General features: G+C 74.3%; 22 protein-coding genes and 1 riboswitch. Of the genes, 16 read left to right on the forward strand and 6 right to left on the reverse strand.

The features are described from left to right. The first annotated feature begins 3 nt into the window (after nt 1-3). Nucleotides 4-1,395, forward strand: coding sequence for an aminotransferase class V-fold PLP-dependent enzyme (locus tag AB0Q99_RS09415; protein ID WP_363569756.1), 1,392 nt, complete (start codon nt 4-6; stop codon nt 1,393-1,395). Between the two features lie 13 nt (nt 1,396-1,408). Here the strand turns inward: AB0Q99_RS09415 and AB0Q99_RS09420 are convergent, their stop codons facing one another. Together AB0Q99_RS09420 and AB0Q99_RS09425 are read right to left on the reverse strand one after the other, a co-directional pair. Then, entirely contained in the window at nt 1,409-1,690 is a 282-nt protein-coding gene (locus AB0Q99_RS09420) for an Lrp/AsnC ligand binding domain-containing protein (protein WP_189915153.1), read from the reverse strand. Between the two features lie 41 nt (nt 1,691-1,731). Continuing rightward, nucleotides 1,732-2,514 carry a rhomboid family intramembrane serine protease gene (locus AB0Q99_RS09425; protein WP_363569757.1) on the reverse strand — a complete coding sequence of 261 codons (783 nt, stop codon included), beginning with the start codon at nt 2,512-2,514 and terminating at the stop codon, nt 1,732-1,734. 201 nt (nt 2,515-2,715) lie between these two features. On the opposite strand from AB0Q99_RS09425, the gene AB0Q99_RS09430 reads away from it, so the two are divergent. From AB0Q99_RS09430 to AB0Q99_RS09455, 6 genes are all read left to right on the forward strand, one after another. Beyond that, complete coding sequence (locus AB0Q99_RS09430) at nt 2,716-2,979, forward strand: hypothetical protein (protein ID WP_363569759.1); 264 nt, start codon at nt 2,716-2,718, stop codon at nt 2,977-2,979. Nucleotides 2,980-3,396: 417 nt separating this feature from the next. Beyond that, nucleotides 3,397-4,698 (forward strand): NYN domain-containing protein, encoded by a 1,302-nt coding sequence (locus AB0Q99_RS09435; RefSeq protein ID WP_363570032.1) that lies wholly within the window; start codon nt 3,397-3,399, stop codon nt 4,696-4,698. A 199-nt stretch (nt 4,699-4,897) separates the two neighbouring features. Further along, the gene (locus AB0Q99_RS09440) at nt 4,898-5,935 is read left to right on the forward strand and encodes an NlpC/P60 family protein (protein WP_363569761.1); all 1,038 of its coding nucleotides are present in this window, start codon (nt 4,898-4,900) and stop codon (nt 5,933-5,935) included. 338 nt (nt 5,936-6,273) lie between these two features. After that, a riboswitch (cyclic di-AMP (ydaO/yuaA leader) is annotated at nt 6,274-6,427 on the forward strand. A gap of 10 nt (nt 6,428-6,437) precedes the next feature. After that, complete coding sequence (locus AB0Q99_RS09445) at nt 6,438-7,559, forward strand: NlpC/P60 family protein (protein WP_363569763.1); 1,122 nt, start codon at nt 6,438-6,440, stop codon at nt 7,557-7,559. 226 nt (nt 7,560-7,785) lie between these two features. Beyond that, entirely contained in the window at nt 7,786-8,832 is a 1,047-nt protein-coding gene (locus AB0Q99_RS09450; RefSeq protein ID WP_363569765.1) for an NlpC/P60 family protein, read from the forward strand. Between the two features lie 179 nt (nt 8,833-9,011). Beyond that, complete coding sequence (locus AB0Q99_RS09455) at nt 9,012-10,034, forward strand: hypothetical protein (protein WP_363569767.1); 1,023 nt, start codon at nt 9,012-9,014, stop codon at nt 10,032-10,034. A 35-nt stretch (nt 10,035-10,069) separates the two neighbouring features. Here the strand turns inward: AB0Q99_RS09455 and AB0Q99_RS09460 are convergent, their stop codons facing one another. Beyond that, nucleotides 10,070-11,440 (reverse strand): glycosyltransferase family 87 protein, encoded by a 1,371-nt coding sequence (locus tag AB0Q99_RS09460; RefSeq protein WP_363569769.1) that lies wholly within the window; start codon nt 11,438-11,440, stop codon nt 10,070-10,072. A gap of 233 nt (nt 11,441-11,673) precedes the next feature. On the opposite strand from AB0Q99_RS09460, the gene AB0Q99_RS09465 reads away from it, so the two are divergent. Next, nucleotides 11,674-12,810, forward strand: a complete 1,137-nt coding sequence (locus tag AB0Q99_RS09465; protein ID WP_363569771.1) for a glycosyltransferase family 4 protein — start codon at nt 11,674-11,676, stop codon at nt 12,808-12,810. 96 nt (nt 12,811-12,906) lie between these two features. Here the strand turns inward: AB0Q99_RS09465 and AB0Q99_RS09470 are convergent, their stop codons facing one another. Beyond that, nucleotides 12,907-14,700, reverse strand: a complete 1,794-nt coding sequence (locus AB0Q99_RS09470) for a long-chain fatty acid--CoA ligase (RefSeq protein WP_363569773.1) — start codon at nt 14,698-14,700, stop codon at nt 12,907-12,909. A 336-nt stretch (nt 14,701-15,036) separates the two neighbouring features. Between AB0Q99_RS09470 and AB0Q99_RS09475 the strand changes: the two genes are divergently transcribed. The 5 genes from AB0Q99_RS09475 (at nt 15,037) to AB0Q99_RS09495 (ending at nt 19,415) form a co-directional block, all read left to right on the forward strand. Next, the gene (locus tag AB0Q99_RS09475) at nt 15,037-15,498 is read left to right on the forward strand and encodes an SRPBCC family protein (RefSeq protein WP_363569775.1); all 462 of its coding nucleotides are present in this window, start codon (nt 15,037-15,039) and stop codon (nt 15,496-15,498) included. Nucleotides 15,499-15,522: 24 nt separating this feature from the next. Further along, nucleotides 15,523-16,695 carry an ArsA-related P-loop ATPase gene (locus tag AB0Q99_RS09480; RefSeq protein ID WP_363569777.1) on the forward strand — a complete coding sequence of 391 codons (1,173 nt, stop codon included), beginning with the start codon at nt 15,523-15,525 and terminating at the stop codon, nt 16,693-16,695. A gap of 140 nt (nt 16,696-16,835) precedes the next feature. After that, nucleotides 16,836-17,267: a DUF5304 family protein gene (locus tag AB0Q99_RS09485; protein WP_363569779.1), complete on the forward strand. Its 432-nt coding sequence runs from the start codon at nt 16,836-16,838 to the stop codon at nt 17,265-17,267. Between the two features lie 192 nt (nt 17,268-17,459). Continuing rightward, entirely contained in the window at nt 17,460-18,407 is a 948-nt protein-coding gene (locus tag AB0Q99_RS09490; RefSeq protein WP_363569781.1) for an ROK family glucokinase, read from the forward strand. 234 nt (nt 18,408-18,641) lie between these two features. Next, complete coding sequence (locus AB0Q99_RS09495; RefSeq protein ID WP_363569783.1) at nt 18,642-19,415, forward strand: endonuclease/exonuclease/phosphatase family protein; 774 nt, start codon at nt 18,642-18,644, stop codon at nt 19,413-19,415. A 95-nt stretch (nt 19,416-19,510) separates the two neighbouring features. Here the strand turns inward: AB0Q99_RS09495 and AB0Q99_RS09500 are convergent, their stop codons facing one another. Next, complete coding sequence (locus tag AB0Q99_RS09500; protein ID WP_363570033.1) at nt 19,511-20,005, reverse strand: hypothetical protein; 495 nt, start codon at nt 20,003-20,005, stop codon at nt 19,511-19,513. Between the two features lie 304 nt (nt 20,006-20,309). Continuing rightward, entirely contained in the window at nt 20,310-21,104 is a 795-nt protein-coding gene (locus tag AB0Q99_RS09505) for an alpha/beta fold hydrolase (RefSeq protein WP_363569785.1), read from the reverse strand. Between the two features lie 222 nt (nt 21,105-21,326). Here AB0Q99_RS09505 and AB0Q99_RS09510 point away from each other — a divergent pair, with 222 nt between their 5' ends. Genes AB0Q99_RS09510 through AB0Q99_RS09520 form a run of 3 tightly spaced genes read left to right on the forward strand, consistent with a single transcriptional unit; the run spans nt 21,327 to nt 24,106 of the window. Beyond that, nucleotides 21,327-22,151: a lysophospholipid acyltransferase family protein gene (locus tag AB0Q99_RS09510; RefSeq protein WP_363570035.1), complete on the forward strand. Its 825-nt coding sequence runs from the start codon at nt 21,327-21,329 to the stop codon at nt 22,149-22,151. Between the two features lie 30 nt (nt 22,152-22,181). Further along, complete coding sequence (locus tag AB0Q99_RS09515) at nt 22,182-23,414, forward strand: DUF5931 domain-containing protein (protein WP_363569786.1); 1,233 nt, start codon at nt 22,182-22,184, stop codon at nt 23,412-23,414. Between the two features lie 11 nt (nt 23,415-23,425). Beyond that, nucleotides 23,426-24,106, forward strand: coding sequence for a response regulator transcription factor (locus tag AB0Q99_RS09520; RefSeq protein ID WP_363570037.1), 681 nt, complete (start codon nt 23,426-23,428; stop codon nt 24,104-24,106). The last annotated feature ends 2 nt before the right edge of the window (nt 24,107-24,108 follow it).

The following is a 24,108-nucleotide window of genomic DNA, read 5'->3' on the forward strand; positions in this document are numbered from 1 at the left end:
CTCATGTCCCTCGCCACCGACATCTGCGCCCCCCTCGCCGTGCTGGGCGCCGACGTCCAGGTCCCGCTCGCCAGTGGTGAGAAGGTCGGCTACGCGGCGCTCGACTACGCGGCCAGCGCGCCGGCGCTGCAGCGGGTCTGGGACGACGTCGCCGCCTACGCGCCGTACTACGGCAGCGTGCACCGCGGGGCCGGCTACCTCTCGCAGCTGTCCACCGACCTCTTCGAGCAGAGCCGCCGTACCGTCGCCGACTTCCTCGACCTGCGCGAGGGCGACCAGGTGGTCTTCACCCGGGCCACCACCGACTCGCTCAACCTGCTGGCCGCCGCCGTTCCGGCCGGGACCCGGGTGTTCGCCTTCGAGACCGAGCACCACGCCTCGCTGCTGCCCTGGGCGCACGCCGGACTGGGCGTCACCTACCTGCGCGCGCCGCGCTCGTGGGCCGAGGCGGTCGCCGCGCTGGACGCCGCGCTCGCCGAGGCGCCCGAGGGCCCGAAGCTGCTCTGCGTCACCGGCGCCTCCAACGTGACCGGCGAGCTGTGGCCGGTCGCCGAGCTGACCCGGACCGCGCACCGGCACGGCGCGCGGGTCGTGCTGGACGCCGCCCAGCTGGCTCCGCACCACCGGGTCTCGGTGCGCGAGCTGGACGTCGACTGGATCGCCTTCTCCGGCCACAAGATCTACGCGCCGTTCGGCGCGGGGGTGCTGGCCGGCCGGGCGGACTGGCTGGACGCGGCCGAGCCGTACCTGGCCGGCGGCGGCGCGACCCGGACGGTGGCCCGGGAGACGGACGGCTCGGTGGCCGTGCAGTGGCACACTGGCCCGGCCCGGCACGAGGCCGGTTCGCCGAACGTCATCGGCGCCTACGCGATCGCCTCGGCCTGCCGGGCGCTGAGCGAGGCCGGCTTCGACGCGCTGGAGGCCCGGGAGCGGCAGCTGGTCGACCGGCTGACGGCGGGACTGGCGGAGATTCCGCAGGTCAAGGTGCTGAACTTGTTCGGCGCCGACTCGGCGCGGGTCGGCGTGCTGTCCTTCGTGGTCCGGGGCTGGAACAGCTCGCACTTCTCGGCCGCGCTGTCCGCCGAGTACGGCATCGGGGTGCGCGACGGTCTGTTCTGCGCGCACCCGCTGGTGCGCACCTTGCTGGGCGACGAGTCGGGCGTCGCGCCCAGTCCGGTCTCGGAGTGCGGTGCGCCGGAGCCCTCGCTGCCGGGTGAGCGCAGCCTGAACGCGATCCGGGTCAGCTTCGGCGCCGGGACGCCGGACGAGCACGTCGAGCGCCTCCTGACCGCCGTCCGCGAGCTGGTCACGGACGGCGCGGCCTGGAACTACCGCAACGAGGGCGGGCGTTGCGTCGCGACGGTGCAGGTCGACCGGGGCCGCCGGGAGGGCTGAGCCGGCCGCCCCGCTACTCGTCCAGGCCGAGGGCGAAGGCCGCCTCCAGGTCGTGCTGGGAGTAGGTGCGGAAGGCGATCTGGGTCTCGGTGTGCGCCACGCCCGGGACCTTGTTGAGCCGGCCCGGGATGACCTCGGCCAGGTCGTCGTGACGGCGCACCCGGACCATCGCCACCAGGTCGTACCCGCCGGTCACCGAGTAGACCTCGCTGACGCCCTCGATCGAGGCGATGGCCTCGGCGATCTCCGGGATGCGGTCGACACTGGTCTTGATCAGGACGATGGCGGTGATCACTGTTCGGGCTCCTTTGTGGGGTGGCGCCAGCGTATCGGGCGTCAGCCCGGTCGTCGCGGGGGGTGGCGGACCACGGTGCAGGCGTAGAGGAACCCGGCCGAGAAGCCGATCACGTGGACCAGGTAGGCCACCCCCGGGCCCGCCGAGTGCACCGACCACCACTGCAGGGCGAACCAGAGGCCGAGCACCAGCCAGGCCGGGAAGCGCAGCGGCAGGAAGAACAGCAGCGGGACGAGGGTGGTCACCCGGGCGCGCGGGTGGAAGCGCAGGTAGGCGCCCAGGACGGCGGAGATCGCGCCGGAGGCTCCGATGAGGACCCGGGTGGAGTCCGGCGAGTGCGCCTCGGCGAGCGCGAAGCCGTACGTGGCCAGGCTGCCGGCGGCCAGGTAGAAGAGGGCGTGGCGGGCCCGACCCAGTCGCCGTTCGACGGTGGGGCCGAAGACGTGCAGGAAGAGCAGGTTGCCCAGCAGGTGGAGCCAGCCGGCGTGCAGGAAGAGGCCCGTGAGGGCGGACAGCGCCGGGTGCTTGCCCGGGGTCGGGGCGGCGGGGCAGCCGGGGACCGGGTCGGGGGCCTCGGCCAGCTGTGCGGCGGTCAGCGGCCGTCCGGTCAGCAGTTCGGCGGGGACGGCGCCCCAGCGCTGCTCGTACCGCTGCTCCGCGCAGACCCGGTCCTGGCCGGTGCCGTACAGCGGATTGAGACCGGCGGCCGGGCCGAGCAGGAAGACCAGGGTGTTGACCGCGATCAGGGCGTAGGTGACCGCCGGGGCGGCCGCCTCCGGCCGGTCGCCCCGCGCGGCGGTGTGGTCGGGGGCCGCGAGCGCCATGCGGCCAAGCATCCCTCCGGGCGCGGCCGGTGACACGGCGGTTTACGGCAGGTGGACCAGTCCTGCCATTCCGCTGACCGGTGGTCGCGATGGTTGCCCCAGGCAATAGGCTTGGCGCGGGCATTCCCGCCTCCCGCCGCCGACGCCGGGGCTCCGGGGGGAGCGCCTAGCCCACGCAGGGACCACCCGAGAGGACCCCCGATGACCGTCCCCGCCCTGACCGCCGAGACGCGCTGGCGCTGCACCCTGTGCGGCAACCTCACCCGCTTCGACGTGACCCGCACCGCGCGGGTGACCGAGTTCCTGCACTTCGACCTGGCCGGCGACTCCGAGGTCGAGGAGACCGAGGTGCTGAGCGAGACCATCGAGTCGGTGCGCTGCCGCTGGTGCAACGCGGTGGACCAGGTCGAGCTGGTGGCCCGCCCGGGTGCCGAGGGCGCGGAGGCCCCGACCGAGCAGGGCTGATCACCGCCGGTGCGGTGGGCGGTGCGCGGCGCGCCCGTCCGCCGCACGGGACAATACAGACAGGACACACGGAGCGTGACGACAGGGGGCAGTCGCGGCCGTAGCCAGCCGGAGAACAGGATCGGAGCCGAGGACGTGGTGGACGCAGCGAAGGAGCCCGGCGAAGCGCAGGGGCTTCGGCCCGCTGCGCAGGCGCAGGCGCCGGGCGCCGGGACGGGACCGGCGGAGAGCGCCGAGCCCGGAGCCGTCGAGCCCGGGGGCGTCGAGCCCGGAGCCGTGGAGGTGGAGGGCGTCGAGGTGGAGGGCGCCTGGTCCGGTGCCGCCGAGCCGGCCGACTCCCCGGACCCCGGCGAGCCCGCCGAGCCTGCGGATCCCGCCGACTCCGCCGACGCCGCGGCGGAGCGGGCCGTCGAGAAGCTGGACCGGCCGCTGCCCGAGGGCGTGCGCCGGCGGGTGGTCGGGCTGGCCTCGGACGCGCTGGGCGGACTGCCGCCGGGTGAGCTCCCGCAGAGCCTGCGTCAGTACGTGAAGTTCACCCCCGCGCGGCGGGCGAAGTACGCGGCCACCGCGCTGGCGGCCGCGCTGGAGGCGGAGCCGGCCTTCCGGGTGCGGATAGCGGAGCGGCTGCGGCTGGGGCAGCCGGACCTGGTGCGGGCGCTGGAGTCGGGCAGTGTCCCCGGCGCCGCCGATCCGATGGACGTCGCGGCCGCCGCCTACCTGGTGCGCTCGGCGGGCTGGAGCCGGCTGGTCGCCGAGGCGGGCGAGGAGGCCGAGCGGGCCGGTGCCGAGGACGCGGCCGCCGAGGCCTCCCGGCTGGTGGAGAAGCTGCAGGCGGAGCTGGCCGAGGTGCGGGCCGCGGCGCGGGCGGACCTGGAGCGGCAGCGCGCGGAGTCCGAGGCCGTCCGACGGGAGGCCGAGTCGCTGCGCAAGAAGGTGCGGTCGCTGGAGAGCGACACCCGCCGGGCGCAGGCGGAGACCCGCCGGGTCTCCGGGGAGCTGGAGGCCCTGAAGGCCCAGGGCGCGGCCGAGCGCGGCGCGGCCGAGACCGAGGCGCGCCGGCTCAAGCACCGGGTCTCCGAGCTGGAGACCGCGGCCGAGCAGGGCCGCCGCTCGGCCCGCGAGGGGCGCAGCGTCGAGGACATGCGGCTGCGGCTGCTGCTGGACACCGTGCTGCAGTCGGCCCAGGGGCTGCAGCGGGAGCTGGCGCTGCCGGTCTCCCAGATCCGCCCGGCGGATCTGGTGGAGGCGGTGGTGCCGGGGTCGGCCTCGCCGCACGACGTGGCGCGGCGCGGCCTGGCCGAGGACGACCCGGCGCTGCTGGACCAGCTGCTGGCGATCCCGCAGGTGCACCTGGTGGTGGACGGCTACAACGTGACCAAGACCGGCTACCCGACGCTGCCGCTGGAGCAGCAGCGGATCCGGCTGCTGGGCGGGCTGGCGATGCTGGCGCAGCGCACGCAGGCGGAGGTCACCTGTGTGTTCGACGGGCAGGACCTGGACGTTCCGGTGATGATGGCGCCGCCGCGCGGGGTCCGGGTGCGGTTCAGCCGGACCGGGGAGACCGCGGACGAGCTGATCCGCCGTCTGGTGCGGGCCGAGCCGCAGGGCCGTCCGGTGGTGGTGGTGTCCGCCGACCGGGAGGTCGCGGAGGGCGTGCGGAAGGCGGGCGCGCGCCCGGTGGCCTCGGTGCTGCTGCTGAACCGGCTGGCCCGGCCCTGAGTCCGGGCCGGGCGGATGACGCCTGGTCAGCGCCGGTCGCGCGGCGGTGTGTGGGTCCGGTGGAGTCGATGGGGGAAACGGAGTTCACGCCTTCGGGGGAGTGGCAAAACGGGTAGATCCGCACTAGGGTCTGGCGTCAAACCTATTTTCCGGATTCTCATCCGATCGGGTGAGTCCGTTGGAAGAAGGAGCCGGTCTCTTGGCCTCCCACCGCCGTCCCAAGCAGCCGAGCCGCGCGCGGGTCTCCGTGCTCACCGCTGCCGCGGCGACCGCGGTCGCCCTCTCCGCCCAGGTGGCCGCGCACGCCGCGCCGCAGCCGAACAAGACGGACGTGAAGGCGCAGATCGACCAGCTCCAGGAGGAGCAGGAGCAGGCGGCGGAGAAGTACAACGGCGCCAAGGAGCGGGCCGACCAGCTGCGCAAGCAGGCCGACCAGCTGCAGGACCAGGTGGCCCGCGGCCAGGAGCAGATGACGCAGCTGCAGGGCGGTCTGGCCCAGGTCGCGGGGGAGCAGTACCGCACCAACGGCATCGACCCCTCGGTCCAGCTGATGCTCTCCTCCGACCCGTCCGGCTACCTGCAGAAGGCGTCCACCGTCGAGCAGGCCAGCGCCAGCCAGGCCGAGGCGCTCAAGGCGCTGCTGGACCAGCAGCGCCGGCTGGACCAGGAGAAGGCCGAGGCGGCCGCCGTGCTGGCCTCGCTCGACACCACCACCAAGGACCTGAACCAGGCCAAGGCGGACGTCAACGCCAAGCTGAAGGACGCCCAGGACCTGCTGAACTCGCTCAGCGCCTCCGACCGCGCCGCGCTGAAGGCCCAGCAGGCGCAGGACGACCGGGCCTCGCGCGGCAGCGACCGGGTCGACCTGAGCAACCTGCCGCCGGCCAGCGGCTACGCGGCGGTGGCCGTGGCCAAGGCGATGAGCAAGCAGGGTTCGCCGTACGTCTGGGGCGCCACCGGGCCGGGCACCTTCGACTGCTCCGGCCTGATGCTCTGGGCGTACGGCCAGGCGGGCGTCTCGCTGCCGCGCACCTCGCAGGAGCAGGGCCACTACGGCACCGCGGTGCCCGGGCTGGCCGCGGCGCAGCCCGGCGACCTCGTCATCTACGGCGGCGACATGCACCACGTCGGGATGTACATCGGCAACGGCATGGTGGTCCACGCGCCGCACACCGGTGACGTGGTGAAGGTGATGAAGGCCGACGCGATGCCGATCAACACCATCCGCCGGGTCTGACGGCCCGACACGCCGGAGAGGTTCGTCCGGGCCGTGTGATCCGCACCACCCTCGTACCGGGGGTGGTGTTCGGGTTTTCGAGCGTTTCGCGACCAGTCGGTGAGATCTGATCAGCCTTGCGTGCGGCGGCGATCACCATCGGTCATTTTCACAAAAGAACTTGGGTAATCTTCCGTCTTTTTTCTGACAAGGATTTGAACCGATCACGGTTCAGTTACTAGGGTCATGCCCCAGACCACTGCAGTGTCGATCACCCAGCCAGGGTGGCGGTGGTGGTCACCGCCGAGTTCGCGAGGCAGCGGGGCAGGTCGGAACGACTGCCCGACAGGGGAGCCCAGTAACCGCGGGCGCTGCGGAGCGGAGCCGGGGAACCACGTTCCTCCGGGGTGAATCGGCGCCAGGTCGGCCGGTGGAACGGCCGTGAGGCGTCGTAGGGCATCCTTCCGGCCCGAACCCGTCAGCTCACCCGGTAGGCGGACGTAGGAAGAAGGAGTCCGCCTTCGTGGCGTCCCATCGTCGTCCCAAGCCCGCAGGCCGCACCCGGGTCTCGATCATGACCGGTGTCGCCGCCGCAGCCGTCGCCCTCTCCGCGCAGTCCGGCGCGCACGCCGACCCGCAGCCGACCAAGGACCAGGTCAAGGCGCAGGTCGACCAGCTCAACGAGCAGGCCGAGGTGGCGACCGAGCAGTACAACGCCGCCCAGGAGAAGCAGCAGGAGCTGGAGAAGCAGGTCTCGGGCCTGCAGGACCAGGTGGCCCGTCAGCAGGCGCAGGTGACCGACCTGCAGGGCGGCCTCGCCCAGATCGCCGGGGAGCAGTACCGCAACGGCGGCATATCCCCGACCGTCCAGCTGATGTTCTCGTCCAGCCCGGACAACTTCCTCTCCCAGGCCGGCACGCTCAACCAGGCCGGTGACACCCAGAAGAACCAGCTGAAGCAGCTCCAGGAGCAGCAGCGCAAGCTTGACCAGGACCGCGCCGAGGCCCAGGGCAAGCTCGCCGAGCTGGAGTCCACCACCCAGCAGCTGAAGGCCTCCAAGGACGAGGTCCAGAACAAGCTGAAGGCCGCCCAGGACCTGCTCAACACGCTCACCGACCAGGAGCGCCAGGCGCTGCGCGCGGCCGAGGAGAAGGCCGCCGCCGACGCCAAGGCCCAGGCCGACGCCGCGAAGGCGCAGCAGCAGGCCGCCGACCGCGCCTCGCGCGACACCAGCCGCACCGACCTCTCCACGCCCTCGTCCACGCCGGCCGGCAAGCTGCCCTCCCCCGGCAGCTCGCGCGGTGCCGCCGCGCTGTCCGCCGCCGCCTCCAAGGTCGGCAGCCCGTACGTGTGGGGCGCCACCGGCCCGGGCTCCTTCGACTGCTCCGGCCTGATGGTCTGGGCGTTCAACCAGGTCGGCGTCTCGCTGCCGCGCACCTCGCAGGAGCAGGCGCACGCCGGCACCCGGATCGGCTCCGACCTGTCCCAGGCCCAGCCCGGCGACCTGTTGATCTTCTTCGGGGACGCCCACCACGTCGGCATCTACGCCGGCAACGGCCAGGTGCTGCACGCGCCCAAGCCGGGTGCCTCGGTCCGCTACGAGGCCGTCAGCAACATGCCGCTGAGCAGCATCGTGCGGGTCTGACCCGCCCTCGGCGCCTCCGGGCCCGGTCTTCCGCCACGGAAGGCCGGGCCTGCGGCTTTTCCGACGGGCCGACCTGATGTCCGATTACGGGTCAAATATTCGGGTCCGGAGGGGTTTGGACTCGCTTGCCCGGACTCGCTAACGTCTGCCACCGGACTCCCGCTCGACGACCGCCCGCACCGGGGCGGCGGCGGGGCCGCGCCGCCGGATTGGAGCCGTTGCCGCCATGCCCGTGCACCGCCGTTCCCACCTGCTCGCCCGGGCGCTGGTCCTGACGGCGGCCGCCACCACCGCGCTCGGCGTGGCGACCGGCGGCAGCGCCCAGGCTGCCCCCGGCAGTCCGGACCCGGCCGACCGCAAGGACGTCAAGGCGCAGGTCGAGCAGCTCTACGACGAGGCCGAGCAGGCGTCGGAGAAGTACAACGCGGCGCAGGAGACCCAGCGGCGCCTCCAGGGCGAGACGACGATCCTGCAGGGCGAGCTCGCCGTCGCCCAGGACCAGCTCAACGAGCTGCGCGGCGGCCTGGCGACCGTGGCCGGGGCCGAGTACCGCGGCGGCGGGATGACCCAGACCGCCCAGTTGATGCTGTCCCCCGACCCGGAGGGCTACCTCTCCCTGGCCCGGACCATGGGCCAGGCGGCGCAGCGGCAACAGGAGAGGCTGCACGAGCTGGTCACCCGCCAGCGCCGGCTCGACCAGCGGCGCACCGAGGCGACCGCCAAGCTCGCCGAGCTGGACGAGGCCCGCCGCTCGCTCGCCGACACCAAGCAGCAGATCCAGCAGCGGCTGGCCGCCGCGCAGAAGCTGCTCAACGGCCTGGGCAGCGGCGAACGGGCCAGGATGGCCGCCCAGGACGCCAGGGAGGCCGAGCAGCGCGCCACCCGCGGCACCGACCGGTTGGACCTCGGCTCCACCCCGCCCGCCTCCGAGCGCGGGGCGGCCGCGTTGGCCGCCGCGGTGCGGATGGTCGGATCGCCGTACGTCTACGGGGCCACCGGGCCCCGCGCGTTCGACTGCTCCGGTCTGATGTACTACAGCTGGCGGCAGGCCGGAGTGACCCTGCCGCGGACCTCGCAGGCCCAGGCGTACGCCGGCCGGCGGATCAACCTCTCCGAAGCGCGACCGGGAGACCTGGTGATCTTCTACCGGGACATGCACCACGTCGGCATGTACGCCGGCGGCGGGGTGATCGTGCACGCCCCCTACCCGGGCGCCAGGGTCCGCTACGAGAGCGTCAACGCCATGCCGGTCTCGGGGGTGGTCCGGCTCTGAGCGCGTCGCCCGGCGGCCCCTACGGCTCCGCTCCGACAGCCCGGCCCCGTCACGCACTGTCGCGGCGGGGTGCGCTGCTGCTCGCGGTCGGCGGGCTGGCCCAGCTGTCGCTGCCGCCGCTCGCCCCGGCCGCGGCACCGGCCCGGTCGGCGGCCGACCCGCACGGCGAGGTGGCGGCGGTGCTGGCGGAGCGGGCCCGCTCGCTGCCGGCCCGGTCGGGGCTTCCGGTGGCCGGGGCGGCGTACCGCAACCTGGTGTTCGCCGCGGGCGACGGGCCGGACCGGCTGACCGCCGCGGCCGACCTGGCCGTGCGGATCGCCGGGTACGACGACGACCCCGTGGTGTACCCGCGCCGGATCGCCCTGGCCCGGACCGGGGACGGCTGGCGGGTCGAGCGCGAGGAGAGCGCGAGCGGGCCGCCGGCGCTCTGGGACTTCGGCCCCGGACGGTCGGCGCCGGGCGCGCGCTGCCTGGTGCTCGGCTCGACCGACGGCCCCGACCCGGTCGGGCTGGTCGCGGTGGGGGACCGGGCGGTGCCGGCCGTCGAGGAGGTCTGGGGCAGCGCCGGGCCCGGCCGGCTGCTGCTCGAACTGCCCGCCACCGAGGAGCAGTTCGCCCGGCTGCTGGAGGTCGACCCGGCGGGCTGGGCGGGCATGGCGGCGGTCACCGTGGCCGCCCCCGGCGCGCCCCGGCACACCCCGGCGGACCGGGTGCTGGTCAACCCCGAGGCGTACGGGCGGCTGAGCGACTTCGGCCGGCAGGTGGTCATCACGCACGAGGCCACCCACGTCGCGACCAGGTCCGACACCCGGGCCTGGACGCCGCTGTGGCTCTCCGAGGGCGTCGCCGACTGGACCGCCTACCGCGACTGCGGCCGCGGCCCGCAGCAGATCGCCCCCGAGCTGACCCGGGACGTCGTCGCCGGGCGGCTGCCCGTCGGCCTGCCCGAGGACCGGGACTTCGCCGCCGGTGCCACCGGCATCGCCCAGGCCTACGAACAGTCCTGGCTGGCCTGCGAGTCGATCGCCCGCCGCTACGGGCCGCAGCGGCTGGTCGCCTTCTACCGGGCGGTCGGCGCGGCCGACGGGACGGGCGAGGACCGCGAGCACCGTATCGACCGGCTGCTGCGCGCCGAACTGGGCGTCGGCCTGGCCGAGTTCACCCGGTTCTGGCTGGACGGGCTGGCGGCGCTGAAGGGCTGAAGCCGGGGCTTCGGGGGCCCGGCACGCCGTCCGGCTCAGCGTCGCTGCTCGGCCGGCGCGCCCGGGTGGTCGATGCCGTCCAGCAGGTCCTGCTCGTACGCGATGCCCGGGCGCACCGGGTAGCCCGCGACCGGCAGTTCGGCGGGCTCGCGGTCCAGCACCACGGTCGGCGGCAGCGGTGCCTCGCCCCGGGTGGCGCGCCACAGCCGGACGCAGGAGAGCAGGGCGGCGGCCACCAGCAGCAGGTTGCGCAGGGCCAGCACGGTGATCGCGCCCGGGTCGCTGGCCAGGACCTGGGTGAACATCGTCGGGAACTCGACCAGCGTCAGCGGGCAGGCGATCAGGATCAGCAGCGCCACCGGCCGCTGGCTGGTGCCGCGCACGGTCAGGCAGACCGCCGCGACGCCGATCAGCCAGACCAGGTACTGCGGGCTGATCACCCGGCTGGTCACCACGAAGATCAGCAGCGCGCACAGCGCCGCGTCGTACATGGTGGCCGCGTTGCGGCGCTTGGAGGTGAAGCGCCACAGCAGCAGCCAGAGGAAGCCCAGCACGGTGCCGGCCATCATCACCTTGCTGATCACGCCGACCCACGGTCCGAGCATCTCGGGGGAGCCGTAGTTCATGGTGACCCTGCCGTCCCAGCTCCCGGCGATCCGGGCGAGGTGCAGCGGCAGCGCGCCGACCGACTCGACCTCGATGCCGCGGTCCTTCTGGAAGGCCAGGAAGTCGAAGGCGCCGTTCATGCCGGCCGCCAGCAGGAAGCCGATCGAGACGGCGGTGGCGCCCGCCAGCGTCCAGGAACGGCGGGTCCGGCGGCCGGAGGGGGTGCCGATCAGGCCGAGCAGCGGCCAGATCTTGACGATGCCGCCCAGGCCCAGCAGCAGCCCGCCGACCGCGGGGCGGCGGATCAGCGCCAGCAGGCCGGCCAGGGTGACCGCGGTGACGATGATGTCGAAGCGGTTGTAGATCATCGGGCCGAGCAGCGGGACGCCCGCCACCCACATCCAGGCGCCGGTCAGCGCCCGGACCCGGCGCAGGCCGGTGCGGACCAGCAGCGCGGCCGCGGCGGCGTCGGCGATCCCGCAGATCACCCAGAACGAGACCAGGTACGACCAGGGCAGCAGCCCCGGCAGCAGGATCACCAGGGCGGCGCCCGGCGGGTACTGCCAGGTCACGTCGTCGAACGGGAAGGTGCCGGTCTGCAGCACGCCGTACCAGGCGTGGTAGATCATCCACACGTCGGCGGTGACGTCGCCGCCGGGTGACTTCAGCACGCCGGTGATCAGCAGCACCAGCAGGGCGCGGGTGGCCACCCAGGTCGCGCCGAGCGCGGCCAGCGCCCCGAGCGGGCGGCCGAGCCGGCCGCGCGAAGAACCGGACTCGGTGGCCGGGGCCAATTCCACTGCGCTCCCTCGTTCGTCTCGGACGTCCTCACCGGAGGCGTCGTGCTGACGGACGCCCGGTCCGCCGTGCCCGCGGCCCCGGGGCCGACCTCCGGACCCACGTACTAGGACTGACCCGGGGGTCAAACGGTTGCCGTGCGCGGTTCCGTTCCCGGCGGGTCATGGTGTTGACCTATCGTACGGATCACCCAGCGGTACACCGCGCACCCCCCGACCGAGCGAGCCGTGGCCTGATGCACAGAACCTTGATCGTCACCAATGACTTCCCGCCCCGCCCGGGGGGCATCCAGGCCTTCGTCCACAACATGGCCGTCCGTCAGCCCGCAGGGAGCGTCGTGGTGTACGCCTCGACCTGGCGGGACGGCAGCGAGGTGCGGCGCTTCGACGCCGAGCAGCCGTTCCCGGTGATCCGGGACCGGACGAAGGTGATGGTTCCCACACCCCGGGTCACCCGGCGGGCCGCCGAGATCCTGCGCGCCGAGCGGTGCGACTCGGTCTGGTTCGGCGCCGCCGCCCCGCTCGGCCTGATGGCGCCCACGCTGCGCCGGGCCGGGGCCGGGCGGCTGCTCGGCATGACCCACGGGCACGAGGCCGCCTGGGCCCAGCTGCCGGGCTCCCGGCAGTTGCTGCGCCGGATCGGCGCGGGCACCGACGTGCTGACCTACCTGGGCGAGTACACCCGCTCCCGGATCGCCGCCGCGGTCGGGCCGCGGGCCGCGGCCCGGATGGTGCAGCTGCCCCCGGGCGTGGACGAGACCACCTTCCACCCGGGCTCCGGGGGCGCCGAGGTCCGCCGCCGGCTCGGGCTGGCGGACCGGCCGGTGGTGGTCTGCGTCTCCCGGCTGGTGCCGCGCAAGGGCCAGGACACCCTGATCGAGGCGATGCCGCAGATCCTGGCCGACGTGCCGGACGCGGTGCTGCTGATCGTCGGCGGCGGCCCGTACCGGGCGGACCTGGAGAAGCTCGCGGACGCCAAGGGCGTACGGGACTCGGTGCGGTTCACCGGTTCGGTGCCGTGGGAGGAGCTGCCCGCCCACTTCGGGGCCGGGGACGTCTTCGCGATGCCCTGCCGGACCCGGCGCGGGGGGCTGGACGTCGAGGGCCTGGGCATCGTCTACCTGGAGGCCTCGGCGACCGGCCTGCCGGTGGTCGCCGGGGACTCCGGCGGCGCACCGGACGCGGTGCTGGAGGGCGAGACCGGCTACGTGGTGCCCGGCGGCTCGGCCGCGGCGTCGGCCGAGCGGATCGTGCGGCTGCTGCGGGACGAGGAGCTGCGGCGACGGATGGGCGAGGCCGGGCGGCGGTGGGTGGAGCGCTCCTGGCGCTGGGACCTGCTGGCCGGGCGGCTGACCACGCTGCTGGCGGCGTAGGGCCGGTCTCCGGACGGCGTCGGGCCCCGCCTCCTTCCGGGAAGCGGGGCCCGACGCCGTCCGCGGCCTCACGTGGCCGCGGCCACGCCTGCGCGGCTACTTCTGGTAGAGCGCCTCGACATCGGCCGCGAAGTCCTTCAGCACGAGGTTGCGCTTGAGCTTCAGCGAGGGCGTCAGGTGGCCGCTCTCCTCGGAGAACTCGGTGTCCAGCAGGCGGAACTTCTTGACCGCCTCGGCGTGCGAGACGGCCGCGTTGCCGTCGTCCACCGCGGCCTGCAGGGCGGCCAGCAGATCCGGGTCCCCGGCGAGGTCGGCGACGGTGGCGGCGGCGGGCTTGCCGTTGAGCTCCTTCCACTTGGGGAAGAAGTCCGGGTCGACGGTGATCAGGCAGGCGATGAAGGGCTTGCGGTCGCCGACCACCATGACCTCGCCGACCAGGGCGTGCGCGCGGATCCGGTCCTCGATCACGGCCGGGGCGACGTTCTTGCCGCCGGCCGTGACGATGATCTCCTTCTTGCGGCCGGTGATGGTCAGGTAGCCCTCGGAGTCCAGCGAGCCGAGGTCGCCGGTGGCCATCCAGCCGTCCTTGAGGGTGTCGGCCGTGGCCTGCGGGTTGTTCCAGTAGCCGGTGAAGACGTGCGGGCCCTTGAAGAACACCTCGCCGTCCTCGCCGATCCGGACCGAGGCGCCGGGCACCGGCTGGCCGACCGTGCCGATCTTCGGCTTGTCCCACGGGTTGAAGGCGGTGGCGGCGCAGGTCTCGGTCAGGCCGTAGCCCTCCAGGACGGTGAAGCCGATGCCCCGGTAGAAGTGGCCCAGGCGCTCGCCGAGCGGCGCGCCGCCGGAGATGGCGTGGGTGGCGCGGCCGCCGAGCGCGGCGCGCAGCTTGCTGTAGACCAGCTTGTCGAAGACCGCGTGCTTGAGCCGCAGGAACAGGCCGGCGCCGCCGGCGTCCAGCGCCCGGCTGTAGGCGATCGCGGTCTCGGCGGCCTTGTCGAAGATCTTGCCCTTGCCGTCGGCCTGGGCCTTGGCGCGGGCCGTGTTGTAGACCTTCTCGAAGACTCTGGGCACGCCCAGGATCAGGGTCGGCTTGAAGGCCGCCAGCTCGGCGGTGACGTCCTTGATGTCGGAGACGTGACCGAGCTTGATCGGGGCCATCGCCGGGGCGATCTCGGCGATCCGGCCGAGCACGTGCGCCAGCGGCAGGAAGAGCAGGACGGAGCTCTCGCCGGTGCGGAACAGCGGGGCCAGCCGCTCGACCACGTTGCCGCACTCGGCGAGGAAGTTGCCGTGCGTCAGCTGACAGCCCTTCGGGCGGCCGGTGGTGCCCGAGGTGTAGACGATGGTCGCGATCGAGTCGGAGTCGGCGCTCCCGCGGTGCTCGGCGACGGTCTCGTCGGAGACCTCGCGGCCCGCCTCGGCCAGCGCGGCGACCGCGCCCTGCTCGATCTGCCAGGTGTGCTTCAGCTCGGGGAGACGGCCCCGGACCTCCTCGACCACCTTGCGGTGCTGGTCGGTCTCGGTGAGCACGGCGACCGCGCCGGAGTCGCCGAGGATCCACTCCACCTGCTCGGGGGAGGAGGTCTCGTACACCGGCACGGTGATGGCACCGGCCGACCAGATCGCGAAGTCCAGCAGCGTCCACTCGTACCGGGTACGGGACATGATGCCCACGCGGTCGCCGGGGCGGATGCCGGTGGCGATCAGACCCTTCGCGGCGGCCCGCACCTCGACCAGGAACTGGGCGGCGGTCAACTCCTGCCACCGGCCGTCCACCTTGCGGCTGAGGACCACGACGTCCGGGTGCCGCTCGGCGTTCCGGTGCACGAGGTCGGAGAGGTTACCGCCGCTCGGTACCTGGTAGAGGGCCGGAAGGCTGAAGTCGAGCAAGACTGCTCCTCGTTCGCGACGCTGCGGGACGGCAGGACGTTACTGCCCGGTAGGCAGCTTCGACCAGGGGGGTCGGCCCCGGTGTTCGAAGTGTCACACCCGGCCGGGTCCGACCAGGCCGTGACCAGGTCGTTCGAATGGCACCCTACGGCAGCCCGATGGTGACCGGCCGGTAGCATGCCCCGCCGCCCGGCGCCCGCCGGGTCGCGGCCGCCCGCGGAACACCGCCCGCGCCGCTGACCGGATCGCCGGTCGCGATAGCCTGCTCCGGGCGGACCGGGCCGAGCGCGCCCCGGCCGGACCGGCAGGCAGAGGGACGACGCGGAGGGCCATTCCATGGCGGAGCACACCAGGTCGAGCATCACCATCGACGCGACCCCGGCCACGGTCATGGCCGTGATCGCCGACTTCGCCGCCTACCCGGCCTGGACCGGCGAGGTCAAGGAGATCGAGGTCCTGGAGACCGGCGAGAACGGCCGCGCCGCCAAGGTCCGGCTGCTGCTCGACGCCGGCGCCATCCGCGACGAGCACGTCCTCGCCTACACCTGGGACGGCGACCGCGAGGTCGGCTGGACCCTCGTCCGCAGCCAGATGCTCCGCTCGCTGGACGGCTCGTACACCCTCGCCCCGCTGGCCGGCGGCCGCACCGAGGTGACCTACCAGCTCGCCGTGGACGTCAAGATCCCGATGCTCGGCATGATCAAGCGCAAGGCCGAGAAGGTCATCATCGACCGCGCGCTGGCCGGACTGAAGAAGCGCGTCGAGGACGCCGACGGCACGCCGCGCTCCGAGGGCTGACACGGCGGAACGGGGGCCGACGGCATGACGGCGAGACGCACCATCCTGGTCAGCGGCGACGCGGGCGCACCCGCGGTGGCCGCCGCCACCGCCCTGCACGCCGCCCGGCGCGGACACCGCACCTGGCTGCTGGCGGCCGACGACCCGCACCGGGCGCTCGACTCCGCCCTCGGCACCCGGCTGGAGCCCGAACCGCTCGGCTACGCACCGGGCCTGACCGTCTCCCGGATCGACGAGCAGGCCGCCTTCCGCTACGCCGTCGGCGAGCTCACCGGCCGGCTCAAGCCCGCCCTGGACCTGCTCGGCGCCGAACAGCTCGACCCCGAGGAGCTCACCGCCCTCCCCGGCATCGCCCGGCTCGCCCTGCTGCGCGCCCTGCCCGCCGCCGACCAGGACGTCCTGGTCGTGCTCGCCCCGCCGCCCGCCGAGCTGATCGCCACCCTCGCCCTGCCCGAGCAGCTGGCCCGCTACCTCGACCGGCTCGTCCCCGAGCAGCGGCAGGCCGCCCGGGCGCTGCGCCCGCTGCTGGCCGGACTGGCCGGCGTCCCGATGCCCGCCGACTGGCTGTACGAGGGGCGCGGCAAGGCCGCCGCGGCGCTCGCCGAGTCCCGCGCCGCGATCACCGACCCCGGCACCAGCGTCCGCCTGGTCGTCCCGGCCGACGGCCACCCGTACCAGGAACTGCGCCGGATCCGGGCCGGGCTCGCGCTCTACGGGCACCGGCCGGACGCCGTGGTCGTGCACGGCGCGCTGCCCGGGGCCGCGCTCTCCTCGCCCGACCCCTGGCTGGCCGCGCTGGCCCGCCGGCGGCAGGAGGAGCTGGCCGGGCTCGCCGCCGGGACCGACGCCCCGGTGCTGGTCACCGGCCTCGCCGACGCCAGCCTGGAGGTCGTCGCGGACCGCCTGTACGGGGACGGCCCCGGCCCCGAGCGGCTCGACCCGGCGCCCTGGACGGTCGAGGACCGGCTCGCCGCGGACGGCCTGCTGCTCTGGCACCTCGACCTGCCCGGCGCCGACCGGGCCGAACTGGACCTGGTCCGCCGGGGCGACGACCTGGTGGTCGGCCTCGGCGCCCACCGCCGGGTGCTCGTCCTGCCCTCCGCGCTGCGCCGCTGCACCGTGGCCGGGGCCGGGCTGCAGGACGGGGTGCTCACCGTGCGGTTCGCGCCCGACCCTTCGCTCTGGCCGCAGGGCTGACGGGCCGTCCGGGCCGCCGTCCGGACACCGCCCGGGCCACCCGCTGGGCCGCCGTCCGGCCTTTCCGGGGGGTACGGCCGGTCGGGTAGCGTCGGGCCGGAGGGCCGCGGGGTGCGGCCACGGCTGAGGAGGCGCCCGCGATGACCAGCACCGACGACCACACCGAGCCCGTCGACGACCGCACCGGGCCGGTCGGCGACGGTGGCGAGCGGGCCGACGGGCGGGCGGGGGCTCGGGCCGACGAGCAGGCTCACCCGTTCGGACCGGAGCTGGGCCCACTGGTGGAAGAGGTGCGCCGGTTCGCCACCGTGCTCGGCGAGAAGGCCCAGGAGACCAGTGCCACCACCCTGATCACCCTCGCCGGCCTGGCCGACCGCCTGCGCACCCAGCAGCCGGAGGTCTACACCCACCTCGCCGCCGCCGGCTCCGGGATCGCCGCCGCGGGTGCCGAGCTGCTGGCCGCCTACCGCGCCGCCGTGGCCGGGCACGAGAGCCGCTGGACCGCCGGGCAGGGCGCGGCCGCCGAGAAGATCGACCTCGACGGGCCTGACGAGCCGTCCGCCAAGCAATGAAACCGTGACTTTCGGAGGGTGACTGCGTTGTTCTCGTACGTCACGAAGAAGGAGATTAGATACGACTTTTGAAGCATCATGGCCCGGTCGTCCCGAAATTGCCTTCGGTTAATGTATGCGAGGCTGTGTACGGGGGCAGGGTTGGGCGGTACCGTTCCGTCCAGCGGGAACGAGTGAATAGCTGAGGGACACATGGCTCTGACCATCGGCGTCGATGTCGGCGGGACCAAGATCGCGGCAGGCGTGGTCGACGAGGCGGGCGCGATCCTGGCCCGGACCAGGGTGCCCACCCCGGCCGACCCTCAGTGGGCGGTCGATGCCATCGCGCAGGCCGTGCGCGAACTCAAGGAGCAGCACCCCGACGTCACCGCGGTCGGCGTCGGCGCCCCCGGCTTCGTCGACAGCAACCGCTCCACGGTGATCTTCGCGCCCAACATCGACTGGGAGAACGAGCCGCTGCGCGGCCGGATCGAAGAGCTCACCGGCCTGTCCGCGGTGATCGAGAACGACGCCAACTGCGCCGCCTGGGCCGAGTTCCGCTTCGGCGCGGCCGCCGAGCACCAGGACATGGTGCTGATCACCGTCGGCACCGGCATCGGCGGCGGCATCGTCCTGGACGGCCGACTGCACCGCGGCCGCTTCGGCGTGGCCGGCGAGATCGGCCACCTCAACATGGTCCCGGACGGCCTGCAGTGCGGCTGCGGCGGCAAGGGCTGCTGGGAGCAGTACGGCTCCGGGCGGGCGCTGCGCCGCTACGGCCGGGAGAAGGCGGCGGCCGACCCGGTGCGCGGCCGGCGGATGCTGGAGCTCAACGACGGCGTCGCCGAGACCATCCGCGGCATCCACATCACCGAGGCGGCCGAGGACGGCGACCCGCTCGCCCTGGAGTGCTACGCCGAGCTGGCCGACTGGCTGGGCCGCGGCATGGCGGACCTCGCCGCGCTGTTCGACCCGGCCGTCTTCGTGCTCGGCGGCGGGGTCTCCGACTCCGGCCGCCTGCTGCTCGACCCGGTCGCCAAGGCCTTCGAGCACTACCTGACCGGCGGCGTGCACCGCCCGCGCGCCGAGGTCGTGCTGGCCTCGATGGGTTCCGCGGCCGGCATCGTCGGTGCGGCGGACCTGGCCCGCACCCCCGCGTAGCCGCTCCACCCCCTTCGCCTTTCCTTCGGTACCCGCGCTCCCCTCGGTTCAGGGGGAGCGCCCCTTCCGAGCCCGCCGGCGGCGGTGCGACCGGGCCCCGACCGCTCCCGGACGCGCCGCCGCCGTCGCACGTCCCGCCGTCGCACGTCCCGGCGGAGCCGCGTACGGTCGGAGTCGGCGACGGCGCGCCCGGCGCCGACGTGCCGACGACGTACCGACGTACCGGGGAGGGCCATGACCGCCGTGACCGAGACAGCCACCGGCGCCGCGACCGCCGATCCGTTGCCGCCCTCCGGTCCGCGCCGGCTGCGCCTGCTCAGCTACAACATCCGTTCGCTGCGGGACGACCGGCGGGCGCTGGCCCGGGTGATCCGGGCGTGCGCGCCCGACCTGGTCTGCGTCCAGGAGTCACCGCGCTACTGGCGCCCCGAGGGCCAGGCCGCCCGGCTGGCCCGGCGCACCGGGACGGCCGTCCTGGCCGGCGGCGGTCGCACCGCGGCCGGTCCGCTGCTGCTCGGCCGGCCCGGCGCGGCGGAGCTGCTGGGCGTGTACGACCGGCTGCTGCCCAAGACCCGGGGCCTGCACGCCCGGGGCTTCGCCACCGCCCTGCTGCGGCTGCCCGGCTCGGCGCCCTTCACCCTCACCAGCTGCCACCTGAGCCTGCGGCCCGAGGAGCGGTACGGGCAGTTCGAGCTGCTGCTCGACCAGCTCGCGATCGCCGAACACGGCGTCGTGGCAGGGGACTTCAACGAGCACCCGGACGGGCCGGGCTGGCGGCTGCTGGCCTCCCGGCTGCAGGACGGGTACCCGACCGCGCCCTGGGGCGGCGAGTTCACGTCCGTACCGGAACGCCCGTACCAGCGGATCGACGCCGTCTTCGCCACCCCGGGGATCACCGTCCTCGGCTGCGGGGTGCCGCACGGGCTGCCCGGCGTCACCGAGGCCGATCTGCGGGCCGCCACCGACCACCTGCCGGTGCTGGCGGTCCTGGAGATCCCGGCAGGCTAGGGCCCACCCGGGGCCCGGCCACGGCAGACCCGGACCCGGACCCGGACCCAGGGCTCACCCGCCGGGCGGGCGACGGGAGTTCGCGGACCGGGGCGCTACACGACCGCGCCGTGGTCCGGGTCCTCCGGCTCGTCCTCGTCGCGGTCCCGCATCCGGGCCACCAGGGTGACGAAGCCGCCGAGGAAGGCGGTGATCCCGACCCAGGCGGGCCAGCCGGAGATCTCCCGCCAGACCACCGCGTCGATCAGCAGCAGCGCCGGGCCGCCGAGCACGGCGAGCCAGGCGAACTTGGCGGTCACGTCGGCCTCGGGCAGCGGCGGGGGCTCCGGCGGGACGAAGTGGCCCTCGTCGGTCTCCTCGGCCAGCTCGAAGTCGCGCGGACCGGAACCGGCGGCCGGCAGCACCGGCCGACCGGAGCGGGGGCGGGGCTGCGGGGCGAGGTCGGAGAGGTCGTCAGGTCCGACGGCGCCGCGGCCGTCCTTGTAGCCGCCCTTGAGCTCGTTCTGGGCCCGGAGGTTCTCGACCTCGGGCCAGTCGGGGTTGTTGAGGTCGACCGGGTCGTCGAACTGGGCGACCAGGGCGGCGAAGATCTCGTCCTGCTCGGCCTGGCTGCGCTCGCGCGCCCGGCGCGGCCCGGCGGGGGCCTCCGGGCCGGCGGCGTCCCCGGCGGTGTCCTTCGCGGGTGCCGGCGCGGGCGTGGGCTCGGGCGGCGCGGGCATGGGTGCGGTCGCGGGCGTCACGGCGCCGTCCGGACCGGTACGGTCCGTCGGCGCACCGCCCGGGGCGGCGTCCTTCGCCCCGCCGTTCCCCGCCCCGCCGTCCTTCGTCGCGCCGTCCTCGCGGGGAGTCTCGTCCCCGCCGCCCGCCGTGCTGCTCTCGTGCACTTCCGGCCCTTCAGCCATGGTGATCGTCGGATTCGTCCCGGTTCGCGCCCGCCGCGTGCGCGGGGGCCAGCCGTCGGATGAAGTCCTGGCTGGCCGCGAATATTTCCGCCGCGTCGTGGTCCAGCGTCGCGACGTGGAAGCTGCGTTGGCACAGCCGTTCCGTCACGTCGGACGAGGATATCCGGGCCAGCACCAGTTCCGAGTTGGCCGGCGAGACGACGTGGTCCTGCGGGCTGTGGAAGAGCAGGACCGGCTGGGTCACCTCCGGCAGCCGCTGCTGGACCTCCCGCCAGAGCCGGCTCAGCGACCAGGCGGCGTGCAACGGCGTCCGCTCGTAGCCGAGCTCGGTCACGCCGGCCCTGGCGATGTCGTCGGTGATCCCGGGCACGCTCGGGACGAGGTGGCGCAGCACCGGCAGCAGCACACTCGCGGGGGTGTCCGAGCGCACCGACGGGTTGACCAGCACCAGCCCGGAGACCTTCGGGCCGTGCAACGCGGCGAGCCGCAGCGCCAGCCCGCCGCCCATCGACAGCGCGCAGACGAAGACCTGCTCGCAGGTGTCGGCGAGGGCCAGCAGCTCGCGCTCGACCTCGGCGTACCAGTCCTCCCAGCGGGTGAGCTGCATGTCCTGCCAGCGGGTGCCGTGCCCCGGCAGCAGCGGCAGCGAGACGGTGAACCCGGCCGCGGCCAGGTCCTCGGCCCACGGCCGCAGCGACTGCGGGGACCCGGTGAAGCCGTGGCAGAGCAGCACGCCCACCGGTCCGCCGTGGTGGCGGTACGGTTCGGCACCGGGCAGCAACGGCATGGCGGACTCCTTCGCGGGCGGGTGGCGCTGGGGGAGGGACGCTGGGCGGGGCGCTGGAGGGGAGCTGCAGGAATTCGCATCGTCCCACGCCCCGCGCCGGGCCGTACACCCCCTCAGGCGGGGCCGGGCGCCCCTTCGGCGGGGCCGGGCACAGCCGACGGCCGCGGGGCATTAGGATCGACCGGTCCGCATAACAGGAGGCCCGGGTTGTTCTACCGACTGATGAAGATGATCGTCGCGCCACTGCTTCGGATCTTCTTCCGGCCGTGGATCGAGGGTGAGGAGAACATCCCCACCGAGGGTGCGGCGATCATCGCCAGCAACCACCTCTCCTTCTCGGACTCGTTCTTCTTCCCCGCGCTGATCAAGCGCCGGGTGACCTTCATCGCGAAGGCCGAGTACTTCAACACCCCGGGCCTCAAGGGCCGGCTGACCGCCGCGTTCTTCAAGGGCGTCGGTCAGCTGCCGGTGGACCGCTCGGGCGTGCGCGGCGCCGGCGAGGCCGCGATCCGCAGCGCCATCGCGGTGCTGGAGCGCGGCGAGCTGTTCGGCGTCTACCCCGAGGGCACCCGGTCGCCCGACGGCAAGCTGTACCGCGGCAAGGTCGGCGGCCTGGCCCGCGTCGCGCTGGCCACCGGCGCCCCGGTGATCCCGGTCGCCATGATCGACACCGAGAAGGTGCAGCCGCCCGGCCAGGTGGTCCCGAACTTCGGCATCCGCCCCGGCATCCGGATCGGCCGCCCGCTGGACTTCTCCCGCTACCACGGCATGGAGAACGACCGCTTCATCCTCCGTTCGGTGACGGACGAGGTGATGTACGAGATCATGCGGCTCTCCGGCCAGGAGTACGTGGACATCTACGCCACCGCCGCCAAGCGGCAGATCTCCGAGGAGAAGAAGAAGGCCGACGCCGAGCGCCGCGCGGCGGCCAAGGCCGAGAAGGCGGAGGCCGCCGAAGTCGAGAAGGCCGAGAAGGCCGCCGAGGCGGAGAAGGCTGCCGAGGCCGAGAAGGCCGCGGAGGCGGACAAGGAGACCGGCTCGGCCTGACGGCCCGGCCGGGCCCGGGGGAGGAGCGGGATGACGGACGGCGGCAGAGCCGGCGCGGTGGGCGGTACGGTGGCGGCCGGCGGCATGTCCGTCGAACTCCCGCTGTGGCGGGCCATCTCCTACTTCCGGGTGCTGGCGCTGATCTACGCCCTGCTCCGGTACTTCAACTCGTACCTGCACTTCCTGCACCCGGTGGCGGGCTGGATCTTCCTCGGCGCACTCACCCTCTGGACCCTCGCCACCACCCGGGCCTTCGCCGACCCGCAGCGCTGCTCCTGGTACGTCCTGGGCTTCGACCTCACCCTCGCCGTCACCGGCATCGTGATGAGCGGCCTGACCGACGCCCCGGCCCGGATCAGCCACGGCGCGCCCACCCTGCCCACCATCTGGGCCGCCGGTACGGTGCTCGGCTGCGCCGCCAAGGGCGGCTGGCGGCCGGCGGCGGCCACCGGTTCGGTGATCGGCGTCGCCAACATCCTCGGCCACGGCGGGCCGACCGGCGACAACATCCACAACATCGTGCTGCTGATGGTCGCCGGGTGCGCGATCGGCTACGTGATCGAGCTGGCCCGGGCCAGTGAGGCCACACTCACCCGGGCGCTCCAGGTCGAGGCGGCCACCCGGGAGCGCGAGCGGCTCTCCCGGGACATCCACGACGGCGTGCTGCAGGTGCTGGCGCTGGTCCAGCGGCGCGGCTCGGAGCTGGGCGGGGCGACGGGCGGCGGCGGCACCGGTGGGGGCTCCGGCGGCGGCGCGGACTTCGCCGAGCTGGGCCGCCTGGCCGGTGAACAGGAGCGCGCGCTGCGGACCCTGATGACCGGCGGCCCGATCCCGGCCCAGCGCCGGCCGCGGCCGGACGCCGCCGAACCGCGCGACCTCACCGCGCTGCTGCGTCCGTACGCCGACGAGCGGATCACCCTCTCCGCCCCCGGCACCCCGGTGCTGCTGGCCGCCCCGGCGGCCGGCGAGGTCGCCGCGGCGGTCGGCGCGGCCGTGGACAACGTCCGCCGGCACGCCGGGGCGCGGGCCCGGGCCTGGATCCTGGTCGAGGACGAGCCGGAGGCCGTCACGGTCAGCATCCGTGACGACGGCCCCGGCTTCGCCCCCGGCCGGCTCGGCGAGGCGGAACTGGCCGGACGGCTCGGCGTCTCCCAGTCCATCCGCGGCCGGCTGCTGGACCTCGGCGGCACGGCCGAGCTGTACTCGGCGCCCGGTGAGGGCGTCGAGGTCGAACTGCGCGTCCCGAGGAAGGCCACTCGATGACCGACCAGCCGATGACCGATCAGCCGACCACCGACCGGCCGGTGCGGGTGATGGTGGTGGACGACCACCCGATGTGGCGGGACGCCGTCTCGCGCGACCTCGCCGAGGCCGGGCTGGACGTGGTGGCCACGGCGGGCGACGGCGAGGAGGCCGTCCGCCGCGCCCGTGCCTGCTCGCCGCAGGTCGTCGTGCTGGACCTCAACCTGCCCGCGCTGCCCGGCGTCGAGGTGTGCCGCCAGGTGGTCGCGCACGACCCGGCGGTCCGGGTGCTGGTGCTGTCGGCCAGCGGGGAGCACCAGGACGTGCTGGAGGCGGTGAAGTCCGGCGCGACCGGGTACCTGGTGAAGTCGGCCGGGCGGGAGGAACTGCTGGACGCGGTGCGCCGGACGGCCGTCGGCGACGCGGTCTTCACCCCGGGCCTGGCCGGCCTGGTGCTCGGCGAGTTCCGCCGGCTGGCCGCCGAGCCGGCCCCGGCCTCGTCGCCGGCCGCCCCGCAGCTGACCACCCGGGAGACCGAGGTGCTGCGGCTGGTGGCGAAGGGCCTGTCGTACCGCCAGATCGCCGACCGGTTGGTGCTGTCGCACCGGACGGTGCAGAACCACGTGCAGAACACGCTCGGGAAGCTGCAGCTGCACAACCGGGTGGAGCTGGTCCGGTACGCGATCGAGCAGGGCCTGGACGACGAGATCTGACG

The sequence above is a fragment of the Kitasatospora sp. NPDC086791 genome, from assembly GCF_040685975.1.
In the GTDB taxonomy this organism is placed as follows: Bacteria; Actinomycetota; Actinomycetes; order Streptomycetales; family Streptomycetaceae; genus Kitasatospora.

Coding starts and splice junctions, on each gene's coding strand:
- AB0Q99_RS09515 (WP_363569786.1), top strand. CDS start 22,182: ATGACGGACGGCGGCAGAGCCGGCGCGGTGGGCGGTACGGTGGCGGCC.
- AB0Q99_RS09490 (WP_363569781.1), top strand. CDS start 17,460: ATGGCTCTGACCATCGGCGTCGATGTCGGCGGGACCAAGATCGCGGCA.
- AB0Q99_RS09465 (WP_363569771.1), top strand. CDS start 11,674: ATGCACAGAACCTTGATCGTCACCAATGACTTCCCGCCCCGCCCGGGG.
- AB0Q99_RS09450 (WP_363569765.1), top strand. CDS start 7,786: ATGCCCGTGCACCGCCGTTCCCACCTGCTCGCCCGGGCGCTGGTCCTG.
- AB0Q99_RS09430 (WP_363569759.1), top strand. CDS start 2,716: ATGACCGTCCCCGCCCTGACCGCCGAGACGCGCTGGCGCTGCACCCTG.
- AB0Q99_RS09415 (WP_363569756.1), top strand. CDS start 4: ATGTCCCTCGCCACCGACATCTGCGCCCCCCTCGCCGTGCTGGGCGCC.
- AB0Q99_RS09510 (WP_363570035.1), top strand. CDS start 21,327: ATGAAGATGATCGTCGCGCCACTGCTTCGGATCTTCTTCCGGCCGTGG.
- AB0Q99_RS09485 (WP_363569779.1), top strand. CDS start 16,836: ATGACCAGCACCGACGACCACACCGAGCCCGTCGACGACCGCACCGGG.
- AB0Q99_RS09495 (WP_363569783.1), top strand. CDS start 18,642: ATGACCGCCGTGACCGAGACAGCCACCGGCGCCGCGACCGCCGATCCG.
- AB0Q99_RS09520 (WP_363570037.1), top strand. CDS start 23,426: ATGACCGATCAGCCGACCACCGACCGGCCGGTGCGGGTGATGGTGGTG.
- AB0Q99_RS09505 (WP_363569785.1), bottom strand. CDS start 21,104: ATGCCGTTGCTGCCCGGTGCCGAACCGTACCGCCACCACGGCGGACCG.
- AB0Q99_RS09480 (WP_363569777.1), top strand. CDS start 15,523: ATGACGGCGAGACGCACCATCCTGGTCAGCGGCGACGCGGGCGCACCC.
- AB0Q99_RS09475 (WP_363569775.1), top strand. CDS start 15,037: ATGGCGGAGCACACCAGGTCGAGCATCACCATCGACGCGACCCCGGCC.
- AB0Q99_RS09425 (WP_363569757.1), bottom strand. CDS start 2,514: ATGGCGCTCGCGGCCCCCGACCACACCGCCGCGCGGGGCGACCGGCCG.